Source organism: Pseudomonas citrullilanati (assembly GCF_030580855.1).
Lineage (GTDB): Bacteria > Pseudomonadota > Gammaproteobacteria > Pseudomonadales > Pseudomonadaceae > Aquipseudomonas > Aquipseudomonas citrulli.
On the sequence record NZ_JAUQOP010000015.1, the window covers coordinates 13,371 to 33,920 of the forward strand.

The following is a 20,550-nucleotide window of genomic DNA, read 5'->3' on the forward strand; positions in this document are numbered from 1 at the left end:
GAGTGTCCCTGATCGCTTCCGACCACTTCCGCATCATTGTCGGCCTCGGCAAGAGCGGCATGTCCCTGGTTCGCTTCCTGGCGAACCGGGGCGTGTCGTTCGCCGTGGCCGATACGCGGGAAAATCCACCGGAACTGGCCACGCTACGGCGTGACTATCCGCAGGTGGACGTGCGTTGTGGCGACCTGGACGTCGAGTTCCTGTGCCGTGCCGACGAGCTCTACGTGAGCCCCGGCCTGGCCCTGGCGACCCCGGCCCTGCAAGCGGCCGCGGCCCGCGGGGTGAAGCTGTCCGGTGACATCGAGTTGTTCGCGCGCAACGCCAAGGCGCCGATCATCGCCATCAGCGGTTCCAATGCGAAAAGCACCGTGACCACCCTGGTGGGTGAAATGGCCGCGGCAGCCGGCAAGCGGGTCGCCGTGGGCGGCAACCTCGGTACGCCGGCACTGGACCTGCTCAACGACGACGTCGAGCTGTACGTGATGGAGCTGTCCAGCTTCCAGCTCGAAACCACCGACCATCTTGGCGCCGAAGTGGCCACCGTGCTCAACATCAGCGAAGACCATATGGACCGCTACAGCGGCCTGCCGGCGTATCACCTGGCCAAGCACCGGATCTTCCGCGGTGCCCGGCAAGTGGTGTTCAACCGCCAGGACGCCCTGACCCGTCCATTGCTCGGCGAAGGCCAGCCGTGCTGGTCGTTCGGCCTGGGCGTACCGGATTTCAAAGGCTTCGGGTTGCGTGAAGAGAACGGCGAGAAATACCTGGCCTTCGAATTCCAGAACCTGATGCCGGTGCGCGAGCTCAAGATCCGCGGCGCCCATAACCAGGCCAATGCCCTGGCCGCCCTGGCCCTCGGGCATGCCGTCGGCCTGCCGTTCGACGCCATGCTCTCGGCCCTGCGCACCTTCGCCGGGCTGGAGCACCGTTGCCAGTGGGTGCGCGACCTGGATGGCGTGGCCTGGTACAACGATTCCAAGGCGACCAACGTCGGTGCCGCCCTGGCGGCGATCGAAGGGCTGGGGGCGGACATCGAAGGCCGGCTCGTGCTGATCGCCGGTGGCGACGGCAAGGGCGCCGACTTCAAGGACCTGCGCGATCCAGTGGCGGCCAACTGCCGCGCCGTGGTGCTGATGGGCCGCGACCGTGAATTGATCGCCCAGGCGCTCGGCGACGCCGTGCCGCTGGTTCGCGTCGCTTCCCTCGACGAAGCGGTGCAGCAGTGCCGCGCCCTCGCGCAAGCGGGCGACGCCGTGCTGCTGTCGCCGGCCTGTGCCAGTTTCGACATGTTCAAGAACTACGAAGAGCGCGGGCAGTTGTTCGCCCGGGCCGTGGAGGACTTGGCATGAGCCTGATGAACGTCATCAAGCCGTACCCGTCGCCGCTGATCACCGGGCGTGGCATCGACCTGGATTTCCCGATGCTCGCCGGTTGCCTCGCCCTGCTGGGCCTGGGCCTGGTGATGATCACCTCGGCTTCCTCGGAAGTGGCGGCGGTGCAATCGGGCAACACGCTCTACCACATGATTCGCCACCTGGTTTACCTGGTGATCGGCCTCGGCGCGTGCGTGGTCACCATGATGGTGCCGATCGCCACCTGGCAACGCTTGGGCTGGATGATGCTGCTGGGCGCCTTCGGCCTGTTGGTGATGGTGCTGGTGCCGGGCGTTGGCCGCGAAGTCAACGGTTCGATGCGCTGGATCGGCTTCAGCTTCTTCAACGTGCAGCCTTCGGAAATCGCCAAGGTCTTCGTGGTGCTCTTCCTCGCCGGTTACCTGGTGCGTCGGCAAAAGGAAGTGCGCGAGAGCTGGATGGGGTTCTTCAAGCCATTCATCGTGTTGCTGCCGATGGCCGGCCTGCTGTTGATGGAGCCGGACTTCGGCGCCACCGTGGTGATGATGGGCGCGGCGGCGGCGATGTTGTTCCTTGGCGGCGTCGGGCTGTTCCGCTTCATCCTGATGGTGGCGCTGGCGGTGGCGGCCGTGACCGTGCTGGTGCAGGCGCAGCCCTACCGGATGGCGCGACTGATTACCTTCACCGATCCGTGGGCCGACCAGTTCGGTTCCGGCTATCAATTGACCCAGGCGCTGATCGCCTTTGGCCGTGGCGAATGGCTGGGCGTGGGCCTGGGCAACAGCGTGCAGAAGCAGTTCTACCTGCCGGAAGCCCACACCGACTTCGTGTTCTCGGTCCTCGCCGAAGAACTGGGCGTGGTCGGTTCGCTGTGCACCGTGGCGCTGTTCGTCTTCGTGTGCGTGCGCGGCATGTACATCGGCCTGTGGGCCGAGAAAGCCAAGCAGTTCTTTGCCGCCTACGTGGCGTATGGCCTGTCGTTCCTGTGGATCGGCCAGTTCCTGATCAACATCGGCGTGAACGTCGGCCTGCTGCCGACCAAGGGCCTGACCCTGCCGTTCCTCAGCTATGGCGGCAGTTCCCTGGTGATCTGCTGCGCCTGCCTGGGCTTGCTGCTGCGCATCGAATGGGAGAGCCGGACCCACCTGGGCAGCGAAGAGATGGAGTTCCACGAGAGTGACTTCGCCGAGGAGCCGACCCATGGGCGCTAACGTGCTGATCATGGCGGGCGGTACCGGCGGGCATGTTTTCCCGGCGCTGGCCTGCGCACGCGAGTTCCAGGCGCGCGGCTACACCGTGCACTGGCTGGGCACGCCACGGGGCATCGAGAACGAACTGGTGCCCGGCGCTGGCCTGGAGCTGCACCGGATCAACGCCAGCGGCCTGCGGGGCAAGGGCAAGTTGTCGTTGCTCAAGGCGCCGCTGATGCTGCTCAAGTCGGTCTGGCAGGCGCGGGCGATCATTCGTCGGTTGCGGCCGGTCTGCGTGGTCGGGTTTGGCGGTTATGTGACCGGCCCCGGAGGCGTCGCGGCCAAACTGGCCGGCGTGCCGGTGATCGTTCACGAGCAGAACGCCGTGGCCGGTACCGCCAATCGGTTACTGGTGCCGTTGGCCGCCCGGGTCTGTGAAGCGTTTCCCGACACCTTTACCCTGTCGGGCAGCCGCCGCACCACCGGGAATCCGGTGCGTACCGAGCTGTTTCTCGATACACCGCGCCCAGCCCTGGCTGGACGCAAGGCGCGCTTGCTGGTCCTGGGCGGAAGCCTGGGGGCCGAGCCGTTGAACAAACTGCTGCCCGAAGCCTTGTCCCAGGTCGCCCCCGACCTGCGTCCGGAAGTGTTTCACCAGGCCGGCAAAAACCACGATGAAGTGACTGCCGAGCGCTACCGCGCCGCTGGCGTCGAGGCGCAGGTGCAGCCGTTCATCAAAGACATGGCCCAAGCCTATGGCTGGGCCGACCTGGTGATCTGCCGCGCAGGCGCGTTGACCATCAGCGAACTGGCTGCCGCCGGTCTGCCCTCGATGCTGGTGCCCTTGCCCCACGCCATCGATGACCACCAGACCCGCAACGCCGATTATTTGGCCCGTGAAGGCGCTGCCTTCCTGATGCCGCAAAGAACGACTGGCGCCGCGGATCTTGCCGCCCGCCTGACAGAGGTTTTGATGCAGCCGCAACGACTAGAAGACATGGCCCGCGCCGCGCGCCGCCTGGCCAAACCCGATGCCACGGCCCAAGTGGTCGACACCTGCCTGGAGGTGGCCCATGGTTGAGAATCGCAAAGCGATGCCACAACCGGAAATGCGCCGCATCCGCCGCATTCACTTCGTCGGTATCGGCGGCGTGGGCATGTGCGGGATCGCCGAGGTATTGCTGAACCTGGGCTACCAGGTCTCCGGTTCCGACCTGAAGGCGTCCCCGGTGACCGAGCGCCTGGAAACCTTCGGCGCCCAGATCTTTATCGGCCACCGCGCCGAGAACGCCGCCAACGCCGACGTGCTGGTGGTATCCAGTGCCGTGAACACCTCCAACCCGGAAGTCGCCACCGCCCTGGAACGGCGTATTCCCGTGGTGCCGCGTGCCGAGATGCTCGCCGAGCTGATGCGCTACCGCCACGGCATCGCCGTCGCCGGGACCCACGGCAAGACCACCACCACCAGCCTGATCGCTTCGGTGTTCGCTGCCGGCGGCCTGGACCCGACCTTCGTCATCGGCGGTCGCCTGAATGCCGCGGGCACCAATGCCCAGCTGGGCACCAGCCGCTACCTGATCGCCGAAGCCGACGAAAGCGACGCCAGCTTCCTGCACCTGCAACCGCTGGTGGCGGTGGTGACCAATATCGACGCCGACCACATGGCGACCTACGACGGCGACTTCAACAAGTTGAAGAAAACCTTCGTCGAGTTCCTGCACAACCTGCCGTTCTACGGGCTGGCGGTGGTGTGCCTGGACGATCCGGTGGTGCGGGAAATCCTGCCGCTGATCAAGCGTCCGACCGTCACCTACGGGTTCAGCGAAGAAGCCGACGTGCGCGCCATCAACGTGCGCCAGCAGGGCATGCAAACCTTTTTCACCGTGCTGCGCCCGGACCGTGAGCCGCTGGATGTCTCGGTGAACATGCCGGGCAACCACAATGTGCTCAATTCCCTGGCCACCATTTGCATCGCCACCGACGAAGGCGTCAGCGATGAAGCCATCGTCCAGGGCCTGTCCGGGTTCCAGGGCGTGGGGCGGCGCTTCCAGGTGTACGGCGAACTGCCGGTGGACGGCGGCAACGTGATGCTGGTGGACGACTACGGTCACCACCCGACCGAAGTCGCGGCGGTGATCAAGGCCGTGCGCGGTGGCTGGCCGGAACGCCGCCTGGTGATGGTCTACCAGCCGCACCGCTACAGCCGTACCCGCGACCTGTACGACGATTTCGTCCAGGTGCTCACCGACGCCAACGTGTTGCTGCTGATGGAAGTCTATCCGGCCGGCGAAGAGCCGATCCCGGGGGCCGACAGCCGCCAGCTGTGCCACAGCATCCGCCAGCGCGGCCAGTTGGACCCGATCTACATCGAGCGCGGCGTGGACCTCGCGCCGCTGGTCAAGCCGCTGCTGCGTGCCGGGGACATCCTGCTGTGCCAGGGCGCCGGTGACATCGGAGGCCTGGCCCCGAAACTGTTGAAAAGTCCGTTATTCGCCGGAGCCATCGTGGCCTCCAGCGAGGGGAAACTGAAATGACTGCTGCCTACGCCAACCTGGTCTCGACCCTCGATCCGAAAGCCTTCGGCCGCGTCGCCGTGCTGTTCGGCGGCAAGAGCGCCGAGCGCGAGGTGTCCCTCAAGTCCGGCAACGCCGTGCTGCAAGCCCTGCAAAGCGGCGGCGTCGACGCGTTCGGCATCGACGTGGGCGATGACTTCCTGCAACGCCTGCTGAGCGAAAAGATCGACCGCGCATTCATCATCCTCCACGGTCGCGGCGGTGAAGACGGCAGCATGCAGGGCCTGCTCGAGTGCCTGGGCATCCCCTACACCGGCAGCGGCATCCTCGCTTCGGCCCTGGCGATGGACAAACTGCGCACCAAGCAGGTCTGGCACAGCCTCGGCATTCCGACGCCACGTCATGCGGTGCTGGCGAGCGAGGCCGATTGTATTTCGGCGGCCACGGAACTGGGCTTCCCCCTGATCGTCAAACCGGCTCATGAAGGTTCAAGTATCGGCATGGCGAAAGTGAATTCGCTGCCTGAGTTGACCGCGGCATGGAAAGACGCCAGCGCCTACGATTCGCAAGTGTTGGTCGAACAGTGGATCGCCGGTCCCGAGTTCACCATCGCCACCCTGCGTGACCAGGTGTTGCCGCCGATTGCGCTGGGCACACCGCACACGTTCTACGACTACGACGCCAAGTACGTCGCCAACGACACCCAGTACCGCATTCCCTGCGGGCTGGACAACGCCAAGGAAAAAGAACTGATGGACCTCACGGCCAAGGCCTGTGAGGCGCTGGGTATCGCCGGCTGGGGCCGGGCGGACGTGATGCAGGACGCCGATGGGCGGTTCTGGTTCCTGGAAGTCAACACCGCGCCCGGCATGACCGATCACAGCCTGGTCCCGATGGCGGCCCGTGCCGCCGGCCTGGATTTCCAGCAACTGGTGCTGTCGATCCTGGCGGCCAGTGTCGGCCCGCAAGAGCCAAGAGGTTAAGCCATGCAAGGCGCATCGCTTCGTCATCAGCCATCCGCACCCGGTCGCAAGCCGGTGCCGCGGGGTGCCAGCCGCATGGTGGCCAAGGAGCCGATGTCGGCGCGCTTGCCGAAAGCCAACTTTGGTTTTCTCAAGAGCCTGTTCTGGCCGGTGCTGCTGGTGGTGCTGGGGTTTGGTACGTACGAAGGGGCGCAGCGGCTGTTGCCGTATGCGGACCGGCCGATCGCCCGGATCAACGTCCAGGGCGACCTGAGCTACATCAGCCAGCAGGCGGTGCAGCAGCGGATCGCGCCGTTCGTGGCGTCGAGCTTCTTCACCATCGACCTGGCGGGCATGCGCACGGAACTGGAGCAGATGCCCTGGATCGCCCATGCCGAAGTCCGGCGCGTGTGGCCCGACCAGGTGTCGATCCGCCTGGAAGAACAGCTGCCGGTGGCCCGTTGGGGCGACGAGTCGCTGCTGAACAACCAGGGCCAGGCGTTCACGCCGCGGGAATTGGCCAACTATGAACATTTGCCCCAGCTGTTCGGTCCACAAAGGGCCCAGCAGCAAGTGATGCAGCAGTACCAGGTGTTGAGCCAGATGTTGCGGCCGCTGGGCTTCTCCATCGCACGCCTGGAGTTGCGTGAGCGCGGCAGCTGGTTCCTGACCACGGGCGCGGGCAGCTCGGGGCCGGGCATCGAGCTGCTGCTCGGTCGCGGCAACCTGGTGGAAAAGATGCGCCGCTTCATTGCCATCTATGACAAGACGCTCAAAGAACAGATTACGAACATTGCGCGCATCGATCTGCGCTACGCCAACGGCCTCGCTGTTGGCTGGCGGGAACCGGTAGCGCCGACGACGGCCGAACCCGCCGTCGCGAAGAATTAAGAAGAGGCAGGACCCATGGCAAACGTGCAAAGCGGAAAAATGATCGTCGGTCTGGATATCGGCACTTCCAAGGTGGTAGCGCTGGTAGGCGAGGTCGCGGACGACGGCACGCTGGTCATCGTCGGGATCGGTACCCACCCGTCCCGTGGCTTGAAGAAAGGCGTGGTGGTGAACATCGAGTCCACCGTGCAATCGATCCAGCGCGCCATCGAGGAAGCGCAGCTGATGGCCGGTTGCCGGATCCACTCGGCGTTCGTCGGCGTGGCGGGCAATCACATCCGCAGCCTGAACTCCCACGGCATCGTCGCGATTCGTGATCGTGAAGTCAGCTCCGCCGACCTCGAGCGCGTGCTCGACGCGGCCCAGGCCGTGGCGATCCCGGCCGACCAGCGGGTGCTGCACACCCTGCCGCAGGACTACGTGATCGATAACCAGGAAGGCGTCCGCGAGCCCCTGGGCATGTCCGGCGTGCGCCTGGAAGCCAAGGTCCACGTGGTCACCTGCGCGGTGAATGCGGCGCAGAACATCGAGAAATGCGTGCGCCGTTGCGGCCTGGAAATCGACGACATCATCCTCGAGCAACTGGCCTCGGCCTACTCGGTGCTGACCGACGACGAAAAAGAGCTGGGCGTGTGCCTGGTGGACATCGGTGGCGGCACCACCGACATCGCGATCTTCACCGAAGGCGCCATCCGCCACACCGCGGTGATCCCGATTGCCGGCGACCAGGTGACCAACGACATCGCCATGGCGTTGCGCACCCCGACCCAGTACGCCGAGGAAATCAAGATTCGCTACGCCTGCGCCCTGGCGAAACTGGCCGGCGCCGGTGAAACCATCAAGGTGCCAAGCGTCGGCGACCGTCCGCCGCGCGAGCTGTCCCGCCAGGCCCTGGCCGAAGTGGTCGAGCCGCGCTACGACGAACTGTTCACACTGATCCAGGCCGAACTGCGCCGCAGCGGCTACGAAGACCTGATCCCGGCCGGCATCGTGCTGACCGGCGGGACATCGAAGATGGAAGGTGCGGTCGAACTGGCCGAGGAAATCTTCCACATGCCGGTGCGCCTGGGCGTGCCCCATGGCGTCAAGGGCCTGGATGACGTGGTGCGCAACCCGATCTATTCCACCGGCGTGGGCCTGCTGATGTACGGCCTGCAGAAACAGTCCGATGGCATCTCGTTCTCGGGCATCGGCAGCCGCGACAGCTACAGCAACGACGAGCCGAAGGCACCGCTCCTGGAGCGCTTGCAGGCTTGGGTAAAAGGCAATTTCTGATTCAGGTTTCAAGCTTCAGGGGACGGGTTTCAGGCCCGGCTCCGGAAGACGGCAGCAAACGCAGTAGGCGAAAAAACTAGAGAATGAAAGGAGAGGGAAAATGTTCGAACTCGTAGACAACATCCCCGCTAGCCCGGTTATCAAGGTAATCGGTGTCGGCGGTGGCGGCGGCAACGCTGTCAACCACATGGTCAAGAGCAACATCGAAGGCGTCGAATTCATCTGCGCCAACACCGATGCTCAAGCGCTGAAGAACATTGGCGCGCGGACCATCCTGCAACTGGGCACCGGCGTGACCAAGGGCCTGGGTGCCGGCGCGAATCCCGAGGTTGGCCGTCAGGCTGCCCTGGAAGACCGCGAGCGCATCGCTGAAGTCCTGGCGGGCACCAACATGGTGTTCATCACCACCGGCATGGGCGGCGGTACCGGTACCGGTGCAGCCCCGATCATTGCCGAAGTGGCCAAGGAAATGGGCATCCTCACCGTCGCCGTGGTGACCCGTCCGTTCCCGTTCGAAGGCCGCAAGCGCATGCAGATCGCCGACGAAGGCATCCGCGCGCTGAGCGACAGCGTCGACTCGTTGATCACCATCCCCAACGAGAAACTGCTGACCATCCTGGGTAAAGATGCCAGCCTGCTGTCGGCGTTCGCCAAGGCCGACGACGTACTGGCCGGTGCCGTTCGCGGTATCTCCGACATCATCAAGCGTCCAGGCATGATCAACGTCGACTTCGCCGACGTACGCACCGTGATGTCCGAAATGGGCATGGCGATGATGGGCACTGGCTGCGCCAGCGGTCCGAACCGTGCACGCGAAGCCACCGAAGCGGCCATCCGCAACCCGCTGCTCGAAGACGTCAACCTGCAGGGCGCCCGCGGCATCCTGGTGAACATCACCGCCGGTCCCGACCTGTCCCTGGGCGAGTACTCCGACGTGGGTAGCATCATCGAAGCCTTCGCCTCCGACCACGCCATGGTCAAGGTCGGCACGGTGATCGATCCGGACATGCGCGACGAGCTGCACGTGACCGTGGTTGCCACCGGCCTGGGCGCGAAAATCGAGAAGCCGATGAAGGTGATCGACAACACCGTCCAGACCACCATGGCCTCCCAGCCACAGCAACAGGCCCCCGTTCGTCAGGAACAGCCTGCGGTGAACTACCGTGACCTGGACCGTCCGACCGTCATGCGCAACCAGGCCCAGGCCGGTGCCGCGACTGCCGCGAAGATGAATCCGCAAGACGATCTGGATTACCTGGACATCCCGGCATTCCTGCGTCGTCAGGCCGATTGATGAAATGTATCAGGGGGATACGGGTGATTGGTGTTCAGCAAAGGTCTGGTCTGCTATCATCGCCAGCCTTTGTTGATACCAGTTCGCAATTTGCGCTGAAGCGGCCCATGCCATGATTAAACAACGCACCCTGAAGAATATTATCCGTGCCACAGGTGTCGGTCTGCACTCCGGCGAGAAGGTCTACCTGACCCTCAAGCCCGCGCCTGTCGATACCGGCATCGTGTTTTGTCGTGCCGACCTCGACCCTGTGGTGCAGATTCCTGCTCGCGCGGAAAACGTTGGTGAAACCACCATGTCGACCACATTGGTCAACGGTGACACCAAGGTGGATACGGTGGAGCATTTGCTCTCGGCCATGGCTGGCCTGGGCATCGATAACGCCTACGTCGAGCTCTCCGCGTCCGAAGTCCCGATCATGGATGGCAGCGCCGGACCCTTCGTATTCCTGATTCAATCGGCTGGCCTGGAAGAGCAGGACGCAGCCAAGAAGTTCATCCGCATCCTGCGGGAAGTGACGGTGGAAGACGGCGACAAGCGCGCCACTTTCGTCCCTTTCGAAGGTTTCAAGGTGAGCTTCGAGATCGATTTCGATCACCCGGTTTTCCGTGACCGCACCCAGAGTGCAAGCGTGGACTTTTCCAGCACTTCGTTCGTGAAGGAAGTCAGCCGCGCCCGTACCTTTGGTTTCATGAGTGACATCGAGTACCTGCGCAAGCACAACCTCGCACTCGGCGGCAGCGTGGAAAACGCGATCGTGGTCGATTCCGATGGCGTGTTGAACGAAGATGGCCTTCGTTATGAAGACGAATTCGTCAAGCACAAGATCCTCGATGCAATCGGCGACCTCTACCTGCTGGGCAATAGCCTGATTGGTGAGTTCAAGGGCTTCAAGTCCGGCCACGCACTGAACAACCAGCTGCTGCGCAAGTTGATTGAGCAGAAAGATGCTTGGGAAGTCGTGACGTTCGAAGACGCCAGCACCGCACCAATCTCCTACATGCGCCCTGTCGCGGCCGTGTAGGCAAAAACCTCTCTAGTTTTTAAAGGCTGCCTTCGGGTGGCCTTTTTTTATGGCGGGTCATTTATCCGGGGGGAGCGTCTGTGGCGACCGCTTTTGTGGCGAGGGGATTTATCCCCGCTGGACTGCGCAGCAGGCCCAAGGCAATCAACTCAATCTATCTGATGCAGCGCGTGGTCAGGGTTTAGGGCCGCTTCGCAGCCCAACGGGGATAAATCCCCTCGCCACAAGGAGCGGCCCTGCGGCGATGGGGTGCTACATGGCGCAAACGACCCGGTTGCGCCCGCTGGCCTTGGCCTGGTACAGCGCCTTGTCAGCGGCGACCAGCAGTTGTTCGAGGTTGCCATACGGCCCTTTTGCCCACGTGGCGATGCCGATGCTGACGGTCATCGGGGCGTCTCCTGGAACGGCAGGGGGCAGTTGTTCCACCGCCTGGCGAATGTTCTGGGCCATGGAGAAGGCGCCGGCGGTGGCGGTTTCCGGCACCACGACCGCGAACTCTTCGCCGCCGTAGCGCGCGGCGAGGTCGGCGGGGCGGCGTACGTGTTCATTGATGAGCCGCGCCAAGGCCCGCAGCGCTTCGTCACCGCCCTGATGACCGTGGCGATCGTTGTAGGCCTTGAAGTGGTCGGCATCGATCATCATGATCGACAGCGGCTGGCCCGAGCGCTGGGAGCGCAGCCATTCCTGTTGCAGCTTCACGTCCAGGGCCCGACGGTTGGCCAGGCCGGTGAGGGCATCGATCGACGCCAGTTGCTCCAGGTTTCGCTCCGCCCGGTGGCGGCGCCTCAATTCGCGGCGCAGCAACCAGGTGAGCCAGAGCAGCGCGATGCACAATGCGCCGGTCGCGCCGCTGACCATCAACGCCGTGCGTTTCCACGAGGCGAAGACTTCGTGGGAAGACAGCGCGACCACAACAATCAAGGGCAAGTTGCCCACTTGGGAAAAGGTGTACAGGCGCGTGGTCTGGTCGACGCTGGACACGCTGGTGAAACTGCCGTTGCCTTCCTTGAGGATGCGCACGAAATTCGGCCGGTTGCTGAAGTCCTTGCCGATCATGTCGTCGGCCAGGGGCGGTTCCTGGGCCAGCAGAATCCCGTCGCGGCTGACCAGGTTCACCGTACCGCCATGGCCGATGTTCAGGCTCTTGAACAACTGGCTGAAGTAGTTCAAGCGCATCGCGGCCTCGGCCACGCCCATGAACCCACCCTGTTCGTCGTTCAATCGATAGCTGAAGCTGATGCGCCAATCCTGGGCGGCGCTCCTTGAGCGAAACGGGCGGCTGATCATCATGCCTAGGCTCGGGTCCTCGAGGTGGGCGCGGAAATACTCCCGGTCGGCGTAGTTGCCCTGGCGCGGCGTGACCGAGGCGGAGTCGGCGATCACGTCGCCGCGCTTGTCGAGCAGCAGGATGTCGCCTTTGTAGGGGGCGGCGGTGGCACGGTCGAACAGGGCCAGGTGACGAATCGCCGGCGACACCCCGACGAGGTCATCGCGCTTGGCAGTGGCGATCAAGCCTTGCAGCGATAGGTCGTAGAGTTCGACGTTGCGCAGCACGTCGGCATCGATCAGTTGCACGATGTTGCTGGCCGCACGCGTTGCGGCCAGTTGTGCGCTGGTGTGTTCGCGAATCAGCAGGAACGTCACGATGGCCAGGATGGCGGTGACCACCAGCGAGCTGGCGAAAACGAGGGCCCGTTCCGAGCGTATCGAAAACAGGGTATTGCCGGGTATCGCACTGCTCGTGCTCATGGTTCCAATGTCTGCATGGTCTGTGGCGGGGATCCATCCCAAAGGGCACGCGGCTGGCCAACGGAGCGGATGCTGGCCTTTTGCTGATTGTGCTTGGATCGGAGAGGGCGGGCAATCCATCTCTGCGCTGTCACCCTCGGTCCGCGATCATCCGATTCTGATTCAGTTGCCTTTCGCCCAGCATTCAAAGGGAAAACGTTCGTCCGATCTGCACAGGGCGTCAGGCGGGCAGGCGGATCCCGAAGGTATTGGCGCCCCGGTCGCTGTGCACGAACACATCGCCGCCATGCATCAGGGCGATGGCCTTGACGATCGCCAGCCCCAATCCGTGGTTGGCGCCGCTGTTGCTGCGCGAGGCATCGACCCGATAGAAGCGTTCGAACAGGCGCGGCAAGTGTTCGCCGGCAATCGGTTCGCCGGGGTTGGTGACGGCCAGGGTGATTTGGCCGGCCTGGGCTTCGATGTGCACGTCGATGAACTGTCCAGGCGCGGTGTGTTGCACGGCGTTGCTCAACAGGTTGATCAACGCCCGGCGCAGGTGCGCGATCTCGATGTTGGCCTGGGCGTCGCCGCTGACCCGGACCTGGACCTGGGCGTCTTCGAGGATGAAGTCCAGGTAGTCGAGGGTGGTCGCCACCTCGCCGGCCAAGGACGCGCTGGTCAGCTTGGTGGCCTTGCTGCCCCGGTCGGCACTGGCGAGGAACAGCATGTCGTTGATGATCGAGCGCAGCCGTTCCAGCTCTTCGAGGTTGGACTGCAGCACTTCGAAGTAATGCTCGGCCGAACGCCCGCGGGTCAGCGCTACCTGGGTCTGGCCAATCAGGTTGGTCAGGGGGGAACGCAGCTCATGGGCGACATCGGCGTTGAACGACTCCAATCGCGAATAAGCCAGTTCGACCCGGTCGAGCGTGGCGTTGAAGGAGCTGACGAACTGGTTCAGTTCCGGCGGCAACGGCGTCAGTTGCAGGCGACCGGACAAGCGCGGTGGCGTCAGGCGCCGGGCTTCGTCGGACAACTTGATCAACGGCTTGAGGCCGATCCGTGCCACCCAGTAACCCAGCAGGGACGCCAGCAGGACGCCGATGAAAGCCAGGCTAATCAGCGCCACCAGCAGCCGGTGCTGGGTCTGGTAGAAGGTTTCGGTGTCGATGCCGATCATGAAGCGCAGCGGCGGGCGCTGGTCCTTGGCCGGAAACTGGCTCACCAGCACCTTCATCGGGTAGGCCCGGTGCGGCAGCTTCAAGTCGCGCTTGCCCAGGGGCCCTGCGGCGAAGGCACGGATCTGCGCATCGGGGTTGCCGTATTCGAAGCGCGGGTCGCCGCTGACGATCCAGAACTGGATGCGTTTGTCTTCCTCGCCCAGCAACCGCAGCTTGTTATTGATCTTTACCCAGTGTTCGAGGGTGCCATAGCGACCCACCGTCGATTCAAGCACGCTGTAGCGTGCATCGAGTTCGGCTTCCGGCAACAGGCCCAGGCCCTTCGCGACCTGCTGGTACAGCGCGCCGCCGATCAACAGGAAGACCAACGCGGCCACCAGCGTGAACATCCCGCTCAGGCGCAGGGCGAGGCTGTTACTCACCGCGGCTCTCCAGCACGTAGCCCATGCCGCGAATCGTGTGCAGCAATTTCTGCTCGAAGGGACCGTCGAGCTTGGCCCGCAGGCGCTTGATCGCCACTTCCACCACGTTGGCATCGCTGTCGAAGTTGATGTCCCAGACCATTTCGGCAATGGCGGTCTTGGACAGGATCTCGCCCTGGCGCCGGGCCAGGACGCTGAGCAGGGAAAACTCCTTGGCGGTCAGGTCCAGGCGCTGGCCGGCGCGTGTCGCCTTGCGGCTGATCAGGTCGATCCACAGGTCGGCGATGCTCACCTGCACCGGTTCATGGCCGCCGCTGCGGCGGGTCAGGGCTTGCAGGCGGGCCACCAGTTCGAGGAAGGAAAACGGCTTGCCCAGGTAGTCGTCGGCGCCGTCGCGCAGCCCCTTGATGCGATCCTCGACCCGTTCCCGGGCGGTGAGCATGATCACCGGCGTCTGCTTGCGCGCGCGCAACGCCCGCAACACGCCGAAGCCGTCCAGGCCCGGCAGCATCACGTCGAGCACGATCACCGCGTAATCGGTTTCCAGGGCCAGGTGCAGGCCCTCGACGCCGTCCGGCGCGACGTCCACGGTGTAACCCTGTTCGGTCAGGCCGCGGTGCAGGTAGTCCGCAGTCTTTTCTTCGTCTTCGATGATCAGGACACGCATGGGCCCGCCTCAGTGTGTGGTCGCCAGGGCCGTCGGCGCTGGCTGGGGCCGATGGAACAGACGTTCGAGCCACAAGTATATGACCGGCGTGGTGAACAGCGTCAGCGCCTGGCTCACCAGCAGGCCGCCCACCACGGCGATGCCCAATGGCTGACGCAGTTCCGCACCGGTGCCGTAGCCGAGCATCAGCGGCAGGGCGCCGAGCAGGGCGGCCAGGGTGGTCATCATGATCGGCCGGAACCGGGTCACGCACGCCTGGAAAATCGCCTCCTGGGGTGCCAGCCCGCCGTTGCGCTGGGCGTCGAGGGCGAAGTCGATCATCAGGATGCCGTTCTTCTTGACGATGCCGATCAACAGCACCAGGCCGATCAGGGCCATGATCGAAAAGTCCTGGCCCAGCAGCCAGAGCATGATCAGCGCGCCCAGGCCGGCCGAGGGCAGGGTGGAGATGATGGTCAGCGGGTGCACGAAGCTCTCGTAGAGGACGCCGAGGATGATGTACACCGCCACCAGTGCGGCGAGGATCAGCCACGGTTGGCTGGCCAGCGAACTCTGGAACGCCTGGGCCGCACCCTGGAAGTTGCCGGTGATGGCGGCCGGCATGCCGATCTCGTTCTTGGCCTGGTCGAGCATCCACACCGCATCCCCCAGCGCCACCCCGGGCGCCAGGTTGAACGACAGGTTGGCGGCCGGGAACATGCCGTCGTGGGCGATGGACAGCGGGCCGCTGCTTGGTGCGTCGAAGCGGGCCAGGGCCGAGAGCGGCACCATCTCGCCGCTGAGGGGCGAGCGCAGGTAGAAATACGCCAGGCTTTCGGCCTTGCCGCGTTGCGCGGTGTCCAGTTCCAGGATTACGTTGTACTGGTTGGTCTCGGTCTGGAATTCGTTGATCTGGCGCTGGCCGAAGGCGTCGTACAGGGCCTGGTCGACATCGCTGGCGGTGAGGCCGAAACGCGCGGCGGCGCTGCGGTCGATGTTGATGTGGGTGATGCTGCCACCCAGCTGCAGGTCATTGGAGATGTCGCGGAACGCCGGGTTGCCGCGCAACTTGTCGGTGAGTTTCTGCGCCCAGGCATTGAGGGTAGGGCCATCGTTGCTCTTGAGCACGTACTGATACTGGGCGCGGCTGGGCCCGGAGCTGAGGTTGATGTCCTGGCCGGCTCGCAGGTACAGGACCACGCCGGGGATTTTCAGCAGCTTGGGGCGGATCCGATCGATGAAGCCGCTGGCGGTGACGTCCCGCTGGTCCCGGGGCTTGAGGGCGATCCAGAAGCGGCCGTTGGCGATGGTCTGGTTGTTGCCGGAGACGCCGACGGAATGGGAAAAGGTCGCCACGGCCGGATCGGCGGCGACGATTTCGGCCAGGGCCTTGTGCTTGGCCACCATGTCCGGGAACGACACGTCGGCGGCGGCCTCGCTGGTGCCCAGCACCAGGCCGGTGTCCTGGACCGGGAAAAACCCCTTGGGAATGAACACGTAGCCGCCCACGGCCAGCGCCAGGGTCAGGCCGAACACGCCGATCATCAGCTTCTGGTGGGCCAGGGCCCGCCGCAGGCCTCGTTCATAGCGCGCCAACAGGCGCTCGCCGAACCCCGGCTTGCCGTGGGCGGCATGCACCGGGGCGCGCATGAACAATGCGGCGAGGGTCGGCGCCAGGGTCAGCGACACCACCACCGAAATCAGGATGGTCGAGGTGGCCGTGAGGGCGAACTCCTTGAACAGTCGCCCCACCACGCCGCCCATGAACAGCAGGGGGATGAACGCGGCGATCAGCGAGAAGCTGATGGACACCACGGTGAAGCCGATCTCGCCGGCACCCTTGATCGCCGCCTCGCGCATGCCGTCACCGGCCTCCAGGTGGCGGTGGATGTTTTCCACCACGACGATCGCGTCATCCACCACGAAGCCCACCGAGATGACGATCGCCACCAGGGTCAGGTTGTTCAGGCTGAAGCCCATGATGTACATCAGGGCGAAACTGGCGGTCAGCGAGACCCCCAGCACCGCCGAGACGATCAGCGTCGCCGAGAGCTGGCGCAGGAACAGGGCCATCACCGCCACCACCAGCAACACGGTGATCAGCAGGGTGATTTCCACTTCGTGCAACGAGGCGCGGATGGTCTGGGTGCGGTCGATCAGCACCTTGACCTGCATGGCGGCGGGCAGCATGGCTTGCAGTGTCGGCAGGGCCGCCTGGATGCGGTCGACGGTCTCGACGATGTTCGCCCCCGGCTGCCGGAAGATCACCAGGTTGAGCCCCGGTTCGTTGTCGGACCAGGCCTGGACGTAGGCGTTTTCCGAGCCGCTGACGACCTTGGCGATGTCCTTGAGGTGCACCGGCGCGCCATTCTTGTAGGACACGATCAGCTCGCGGTATTCCTCGGGCTGGAACAACTGGTCGTTGGTGGACAGGGTGGAGATACTCGATTCGCCGTACAAGGCGCCCTTGGCCAGGTTGAGGCTGGCCTGCTGGAGCGACAGGCGGAGGTCGGCCAGGGTCAGGCCGATGGCGGCGAGCCGGTCGGCCGAGGCCTGGACGCGGATGGCCGGGCGTTGCTGACCGGTGATGTTGACTTGGCCTACGCCGTCGATCTGGCTGATCTGGCGGGCCAGGAGGGTTTCGACATGGTCGCTCAGCTCGGTGCCGGGCATCAGGGTGGAGCTGATGCTGAGAATCAGCACGGGGCTGTCGGCCGGGTTGACCTTGCGCCAGGTCGGCAGGTTCGGCATGTCGTTGGGCAGTTTGCCGGCGGCGGTGTTGATGGCTGCCTGGACTTCCTGGGCGGCGGTGTCGATGCTCTTGCCGAGGCTGAATTGCAGGATCAGGTTGGTCGAGCCCAAGGCGCTGCTTGAAGTCATCTGGGTGATGCCGGGGATGGCGCTGAACTGCACCTCCAACGGGGTCGCCACCGACGACGCCATGGTTTGCGGGCTGGCGCCGGGTAGCTGGGCGTTGACCTGGATGGTCGGGAACTCCGCCTCCGGCAGTGGTGCGACGGGCAGCCGGGGAAACGCGATCAGCCCCAGCAGGACCAGGGCGAACGTGAGCAGCACCGTGGCGATCGGGTGGTTGATGCACCACGTCGAAATCGAGCCGCGGCCCTTCATGGTTGCGGCTCCAAGGTCTTGGTCAGGGCCGGTGGGTCGCTGAGCACCTGGATGTGGCTGCCGGGCTTGAGTCGCGACTGGCCGTCGCTGACCAGTTGGTCGCCGGGGTTCACGCCCTTGATGATGTGCATGTCGCTGTCCTGGTGGACCATCACCACCGGCACGCTCTCCACCGTGTCGCCCTTGACCCGGTAGACGAAGTGCTGCTCCAGCCCGCGCTGGACCACCGTGGGCGGCACCACCAGGGCGTCCTTGTCGACGCTGGTCTGGATCTTCAGGGTCACCAGTTGCCCCGGCCACAGCCGTTGCGCCGCGTTGCTGAACTGCGCCTTGGCCCGCAGGGTGCCGGTGCTCGCGTTGATCTGGTTGTCGATGAGGCTCAGCCGGCCCTCGCCGAGCAATTCACCGGTGTCGGCATCGGTGCCGATGAAGGCCTGGACCAGGGCCTGGTCGGGCGCGGCGATCAACCGTTGCAGGGTGGGCAGCATCTGCTGGGGCAGGGAGAACTCCACCGCGATCGGGTCGATCTGGGTCACCGTGAACAGGCCGTCGGCGTCGCTGGTGCGCAGGAAGTTGCCTTCGTCGACGTTGCGAATGCCGACGCGTCCGGCCACCGGGGAGCGAATCTGGGTATAGGACAACTGCACCGTGGCCGCGTCGATGGCCGCCTGGTTGCCCTGGGCGGTGGCCTTGAGCTGATTGACCAGCGCCTGCTGCTGGTCGTAGGTCTGCTTCGACACGCCGTCGTCGACGCTGAGCAATTTGTAGCGCTTGAGGTTGACCTGGGCCACCGCCAGCTGGGCCTGGCTCTCGGCGAGTTGGGCCCGGGCCTGGTCGAGGCTGGCGCGAATCGAACGGTCGTCGATGGTCGCCAGCAGGTCGCCCTGCTTGACCTGTTGCCCCTCCTTGACCAGCAGCCGGGTCAGGATGCCGTCGATCTGCGGACGAATGACCACGCTGTGCAGCGAAAGCACCGTGCCAATGCCGCTGGCGAAGCGCGGCACATCCTTTTGCACCACGCTGACCACCCGCACCGGGATGGCGGCGGGGGCGGCAGGCTTGGTGGCGCCGGGCTTCATGACAAACCAGAGGAGCAGCGCCGCCAGGGCGGCCAGGAGTGCAACGAGCAGGACAGTTTTTTTCTGGATGGGCATGGATGCGAAGAGCCGGTTCGGGACGGTGGGATTTACTACCGCTCTTATATAGCGTTGCGAGGCGGTCAGGAAGGTGACGCCTGACTGACAGGCGTGTCAGTTTCGTCCTGGCGTGCCGTCGGATCGCTGGTGACGTCGAACGATCCGCGCGATGCATTGCGCCGGCGGGCGAGTATACTGCGCGCTTCCGTGGCCCGCCCGGCAGGCCCACGTTGATCCCTCACCTGAAGTGAACAGCCCTACATGAACTCCCCGACAGTGTCGCCCGCCGACGAACAACCGAACGTCGAACCGGCCGATTCGCCTGACCGCGATGTTTCCAGCACCGAGAGTGGCCAACCGGCGATCCCGGCCTTCAAGTTTCCGTTCAAGCCGGGCGAGTTGGCCGCGACCAAGGGCGCTGCGCAGAAGCCCTGGTACAAGAACGGTGCGAAGAACGGCCACACCAAGACGCCCGGCGCCGCGCCTCCCGGTACGCGTCGTTCGATGGGCAAGCGCTGACGCATCGCGCTTGGGCACGCGGTGGTTTCAATTCGCCACCCGTGCGCCCGCCAGGCTGCCACTCAATTCATACGCCGTGAGCTCGGCCTGGTGCGCCGCCAGGATCTCCGGCAGCGAGCCGCGCAGGTATTCGACCCAGGTCTTGATCTTCGCGTCCAGGTATTGGCGTGAAGGGTAGATGGCGTAGAGGTTCAGCTCCTGGGAGCGGTAGTTGGGCATGACCCGTACCAGCGTGCCATTGCGCAGGCCCTCGATGGCGGCGTACACCGGCAACACGCCGATGCCCATGCCACTGATGATCGCGGTTTTCATCGCATCGGCCGAATTCACCAGGAACGGCGAACTGTTGATGGTGACCATTTCCTGGCCTTCCGGGCCGTCGAACACCCATTTCTCCAGCGGAATGACCGGGCTGACCAGCCGCAGGCAGGCGTGGTTGAGCAGGTCGCTGGGCTTTTGCGGACAGCCGCTGGCCTTCACGTAGGCCGGGGACGCGCAGACGATGCTGTAGGTGATCCCCAGGCGTTGGGAAACGAAGCCCGAATCCGGCAGCTCGCTGGCGAGCACGATGGACACGTCGTAGCCCTCGTCGAGGATGTCCGGCACCCGGTTGGCGAGGGTCAGGTCGAACGTGACGTCTGGGTGGGTCTTGCGGTAGCGGGCGATGGCGTCGATCACGAAATGCTGGCCGATGCCGGTCATGGTGTGGACTTTCAACTGCCCGGCGGGGCGCGCGTGGGCGTCGCTGGCCTCGGCCTCGGCTTCCTCCACGTACGCCAGGATCTGTTCGCACCGCAGCAAGTAGCGCTTGCCCGCCTCGGTCAGGGCGATCCGGCGGGTGGTGCGGTTGAGCAGGCGGGTTTGCAGGTGGGCTTCGAGGTTGGAAACCGCGCGCGAGACGTTGGCGGTGGTGGTGTCCAATTGCACGGCGGCGGCGGTGAAGCTGCCCGCTTCGGCAACACAGCTGAACGCGCGCATGTTTTGCAAGGTGTCCATGGAGGGCTCTCTTGGGAGGTAGCAAATTGTGACATGAAGTTACAGCGCTACGGGACCCCGACGATGGGATTATCGCGTTAACGGTAACAAAGATTCGCAGAAAGGTCGGCTTATCGCCGTTGGGCGGGATACCTAGAATTGCCGGCACTGTAGTGCAGGCTTGCCCCACTATTCAGCCCAGAACTTGTGGGAGCGGGCTTGCTCGCGAATACGATAGGTCAGTCACCACTGCATGTGCTGATCCACCGCATTCGCGAGCAAGCCCGCTCTCACAGGTCTCGATTTTCTCTTC

16 protein-coding genes are annotated in these 20,550 nt (G+C 64.6%); 10 read left to right on the forward strand and 6 right to left on the reverse strand.

What is annotated here, in order from left to right; translation table 11 throughout:
- Positions 1-2 precede the first annotated feature (2 nt).
- The 9 genes from murD (at position 3) to lpxC (ending at position 10,501) form a co-directional block, all read left to right on the forward strand.
- On the forward strand, positions 3-1,349 hold the full coding sequence (murD, locus tag Q6A48_RS12345; protein ID WP_304554383.1) for a UDP-N-acetylmuramoyl-L-alanine--D-glutamate ligase: 1,347 nt from the start codon (positions 3-5) through the stop codon (positions 1,347-1,349).
- Positions 1,346-2,563: a putative lipid II flippase FtsW gene (gene ftsW / locus Q6A48_RS12350; protein ID WP_369811692.1), complete on the forward strand. Its 1,218-nt coding sequence runs from the start codon at positions 1,346-1,348 to the stop codon at positions 2,561-2,563. The genes murD and ftsW overlap by 4 nt, the downstream gene beginning before the upstream one ends.
- The gene (gene murG, locus Q6A48_RS12355; RefSeq protein ID WP_304554384.1) at positions 2,553-3,623 is read left to right on the forward strand and encodes an undecaprenyldiphospho-muramoylpentapeptide beta-N-acetylglucosaminyltransferase; all 1,071 of its coding nucleotides are present in this window, start codon (positions 2,553-2,555) and stop codon (positions 3,621-3,623) included. Before ftsW ends, murG begins: the two co-directional genes overlap by 11 nt.
- Complete coding sequence (gene murC / locus Q6A48_RS12360) at positions 3,616-5,076, forward strand: UDP-N-acetylmuramate--L-alanine ligase (protein ID WP_042729559.1); 1,461 nt, start codon at positions 3,616-3,618, stop codon at positions 5,074-5,076. The genes murG and murC overlap by 8 nt, the downstream gene beginning before the upstream one ends.
- Positions 5,073-6,038: a D-alanine--D-alanine ligase gene (locus tag Q6A48_RS12365; RefSeq protein ID WP_304554385.1), complete on the forward strand. Its 966-nt coding sequence runs from the start codon at positions 5,073-5,075 to the stop codon at positions 6,036-6,038. The genes murC and Q6A48_RS12365 overlap by 4 nt, the downstream gene beginning before the upstream one ends.
- Positions 6,039-6,041: 3 nt before the next feature.
- The gene (locus Q6A48_RS12370; RefSeq protein ID WP_304554386.1) at positions 6,042-6,908 is read left to right on the forward strand and encodes a cell division protein FtsQ/DivIB; all 867 of its coding nucleotides are present in this window, start codon (positions 6,042-6,044) and stop codon (positions 6,906-6,908) included.
- A 15-nt stretch (positions 6,909-6,923) separates the two neighbouring features.
- Entirely contained in the window at positions 6,924-8,183 is a 1,260-nt protein-coding gene (ftsA, locus tag Q6A48_RS12375; RefSeq protein WP_304554387.1) for a cell division protein FtsA, read from the forward strand.
- A 100-nt stretch (positions 8,184-8,283) separates the two neighbouring features.
- Complete coding sequence (gene ftsZ / locus Q6A48_RS12380) at positions 8,284-9,477, forward strand: cell division protein FtsZ (RefSeq protein ID WP_047701346.1); 1,194 nt, start codon at positions 8,284-8,286, stop codon at positions 9,475-9,477.
- A gap of 112 nt (positions 9,478-9,589) precedes the next feature.
- A complete protein-coding gene (lpxC, locus tag Q6A48_RS12385) occupies positions 9,590-10,501 on the forward strand; it encodes a UDP-3-O-acyl-N-acetylglucosamine deacetylase (RefSeq protein ID WP_030139673.1) in 912 nt (303 codons plus the stop codon).
- Positions 10,502-10,753: 252 nt separating this feature from the next.
- On the opposite strand, the gene Q6A48_RS12390 is transcribed toward lpxC, so the two are convergent.
- The 5 genes from Q6A48_RS12390 to Q6A48_RS12410 all read right to left on the reverse strand — a co-directional run bounded on the left by Q6A48_RS12390 (position 10,754) and on the right by Q6A48_RS12410 (position 18,761).
- On the reverse strand, positions 10,754-12,250 hold the full coding sequence (locus Q6A48_RS12390) for a sensor domain-containing diguanylate cyclase (RefSeq protein WP_304554388.1): 1,497 nt from the start codon (positions 12,248-12,250) through the stop codon (positions 10,754-10,756).
- A 220-nt stretch (positions 12,251-12,470) separates the two neighbouring features.
- Entirely contained in the window at positions 12,471-13,832 is a 1,362-nt protein-coding gene (locus Q6A48_RS12395) for a heavy metal sensor histidine kinase (RefSeq protein WP_304554389.1), read from the reverse strand.
- Positions 13,825-14,499 carry a heavy metal response regulator transcription factor gene (locus Q6A48_RS12400; protein ID WP_304554390.1) on the reverse strand — a complete coding sequence of 225 codons (675 nt, stop codon included), beginning with the start codon at positions 14,497-14,499 and terminating at the stop codon, positions 13,825-13,827. Before Q6A48_RS12400 ends, Q6A48_RS12395 begins: the two co-directional genes overlap by 8 nt.
- Positions 14,500-14,508: 9 nt before the next feature.
- Entirely contained in the window at positions 14,509-17,607 is a 3,099-nt protein-coding gene (locus Q6A48_RS12405; protein ID WP_304554391.1) for a multidrug efflux RND transporter permease subunit, read from the reverse strand.
- Positions 17,604-18,761, reverse strand: a complete 1,158-nt coding sequence (locus Q6A48_RS12410; RefSeq protein ID WP_304554392.1) for an efflux RND transporter periplasmic adaptor subunit — start codon at positions 18,759-18,761, stop codon at positions 17,604-17,606. Before Q6A48_RS12410 ends, Q6A48_RS12405 begins: the two co-directional genes overlap by 4 nt.
- Positions 18,762-19,004: 243 nt before the next feature.
- On the opposite strand from Q6A48_RS12410, the gene Q6A48_RS12415 reads away from it, so the two are divergent.
- Positions 19,005-19,262 carry a hypothetical protein gene (locus Q6A48_RS12415; RefSeq protein ID WP_304554393.1) on the forward strand — a complete coding sequence of 86 codons (258 nt, stop codon included), beginning with the start codon at positions 19,005-19,007 and terminating at the stop codon, positions 19,260-19,262.
- 27 nt (positions 19,263-19,289) lie between these two features.
- Here the strand turns inward: Q6A48_RS12415 and Q6A48_RS12420 are convergent, their stop codons facing one another.
- Positions 19,290-20,258, reverse strand: coding sequence for a LysR family transcriptional regulator (locus tag Q6A48_RS12420; protein WP_304554394.1), 969 nt, complete (start codon positions 20,256-20,258; stop codon positions 19,290-19,292).
- Positions 20,259-20,550 lie beyond the last annotated feature (292 nt).

What these genes read in the sequence shown, in the direction of transcription:
- Q6A48_RS12420 (WP_304554394.1), bottom strand. Translation starts at nt 20,258, where the DNA reads ATGGACACCTTGCAAAACATGCGCGCGTTCAGCTGTGTTGCCGAAGCG.
- murG (WP_304554384.1), top strand. Translation starts at nt 2,553, where the DNA reads ATGGGCGCTAACGTGCTGATCATGGCGGGCGGTACCGGCGGGCATGTT.
- ftsW (WP_369811692.1), top strand. Translation starts at nt 1,346, where the DNA reads ATGAGCCTGATGAACGTCATCAAGCCGTACCCGTCGCCGCTGATCACC.
- ftsA (WP_304554387.1), top strand. Translation starts at nt 6,924, where the DNA reads ATGGCAAACGTGCAAAGCGGAAAAATGATCGTCGGTCTGGATATCGGC.
- Q6A48_RS12370 (WP_304554386.1), top strand. Translation starts at nt 6,042, where the DNA reads ATGCAAGGCGCATCGCTTCGTCATCAGCCATCCGCACCCGGTCGCAAG.
- Q6A48_RS12410 (WP_304554392.1), bottom strand. Translation starts at nt 18,761, where the DNA reads ATGCCCATCCAGAAAAAAACTGTCCTGCTCGTTGCACTCCTGGCCGCC.
- murC (WP_042729559.1), top strand. Translation starts at nt 3,616, where the DNA reads ATGGTTGAGAATCGCAAAGCGATGCCACAACCGGAAATGCGCCGCATC.
- lpxC (WP_030139673.1), top strand. Translation starts at nt 9,590, where the DNA reads ATGATTAAACAACGCACCCTGAAGAATATTATCCGTGCCACAGGTGTC.
- Q6A48_RS12390 (WP_304554388.1), bottom strand. Translation starts at nt 12,250, where the DNA reads ATGAGCACGAGCAGTGCGATACCCGGCAATACCCTGTTTTCGATACGC.
- ftsZ (WP_047701346.1), top strand. Translation starts at nt 8,284, where the DNA reads ATGTTCGAACTCGTAGACAACATCCCCGCTAGCCCGGTTATCAAGGTA.
- Q6A48_RS12405 (WP_304554391.1), bottom strand. Translation starts at nt 17,607, where the DNA reads ATGAAGGGCCGCGGCTCGATTTCGACGTGGTGCATCAACCACCCGATC.
- Q6A48_RS12415 (WP_304554393.1), top strand. Translation starts at nt 19,005, where the DNA reads ATGAACTCCCCGACAGTGTCGCCCGCCGACGAACAACCGAACGTCGAA.
- Q6A48_RS12365 (WP_304554385.1), top strand. Translation starts at nt 5,073, where the DNA reads ATGACTGCTGCCTACGCCAACCTGGTCTCGACCCTCGATCCGAAAGCC.
- Q6A48_RS12400 (WP_304554390.1), bottom strand. Translation starts at nt 14,499, where the DNA reads ATGCGTGTCCTGATCATCGAAGACGAAGAAAAGACTGCGGACTACCTG.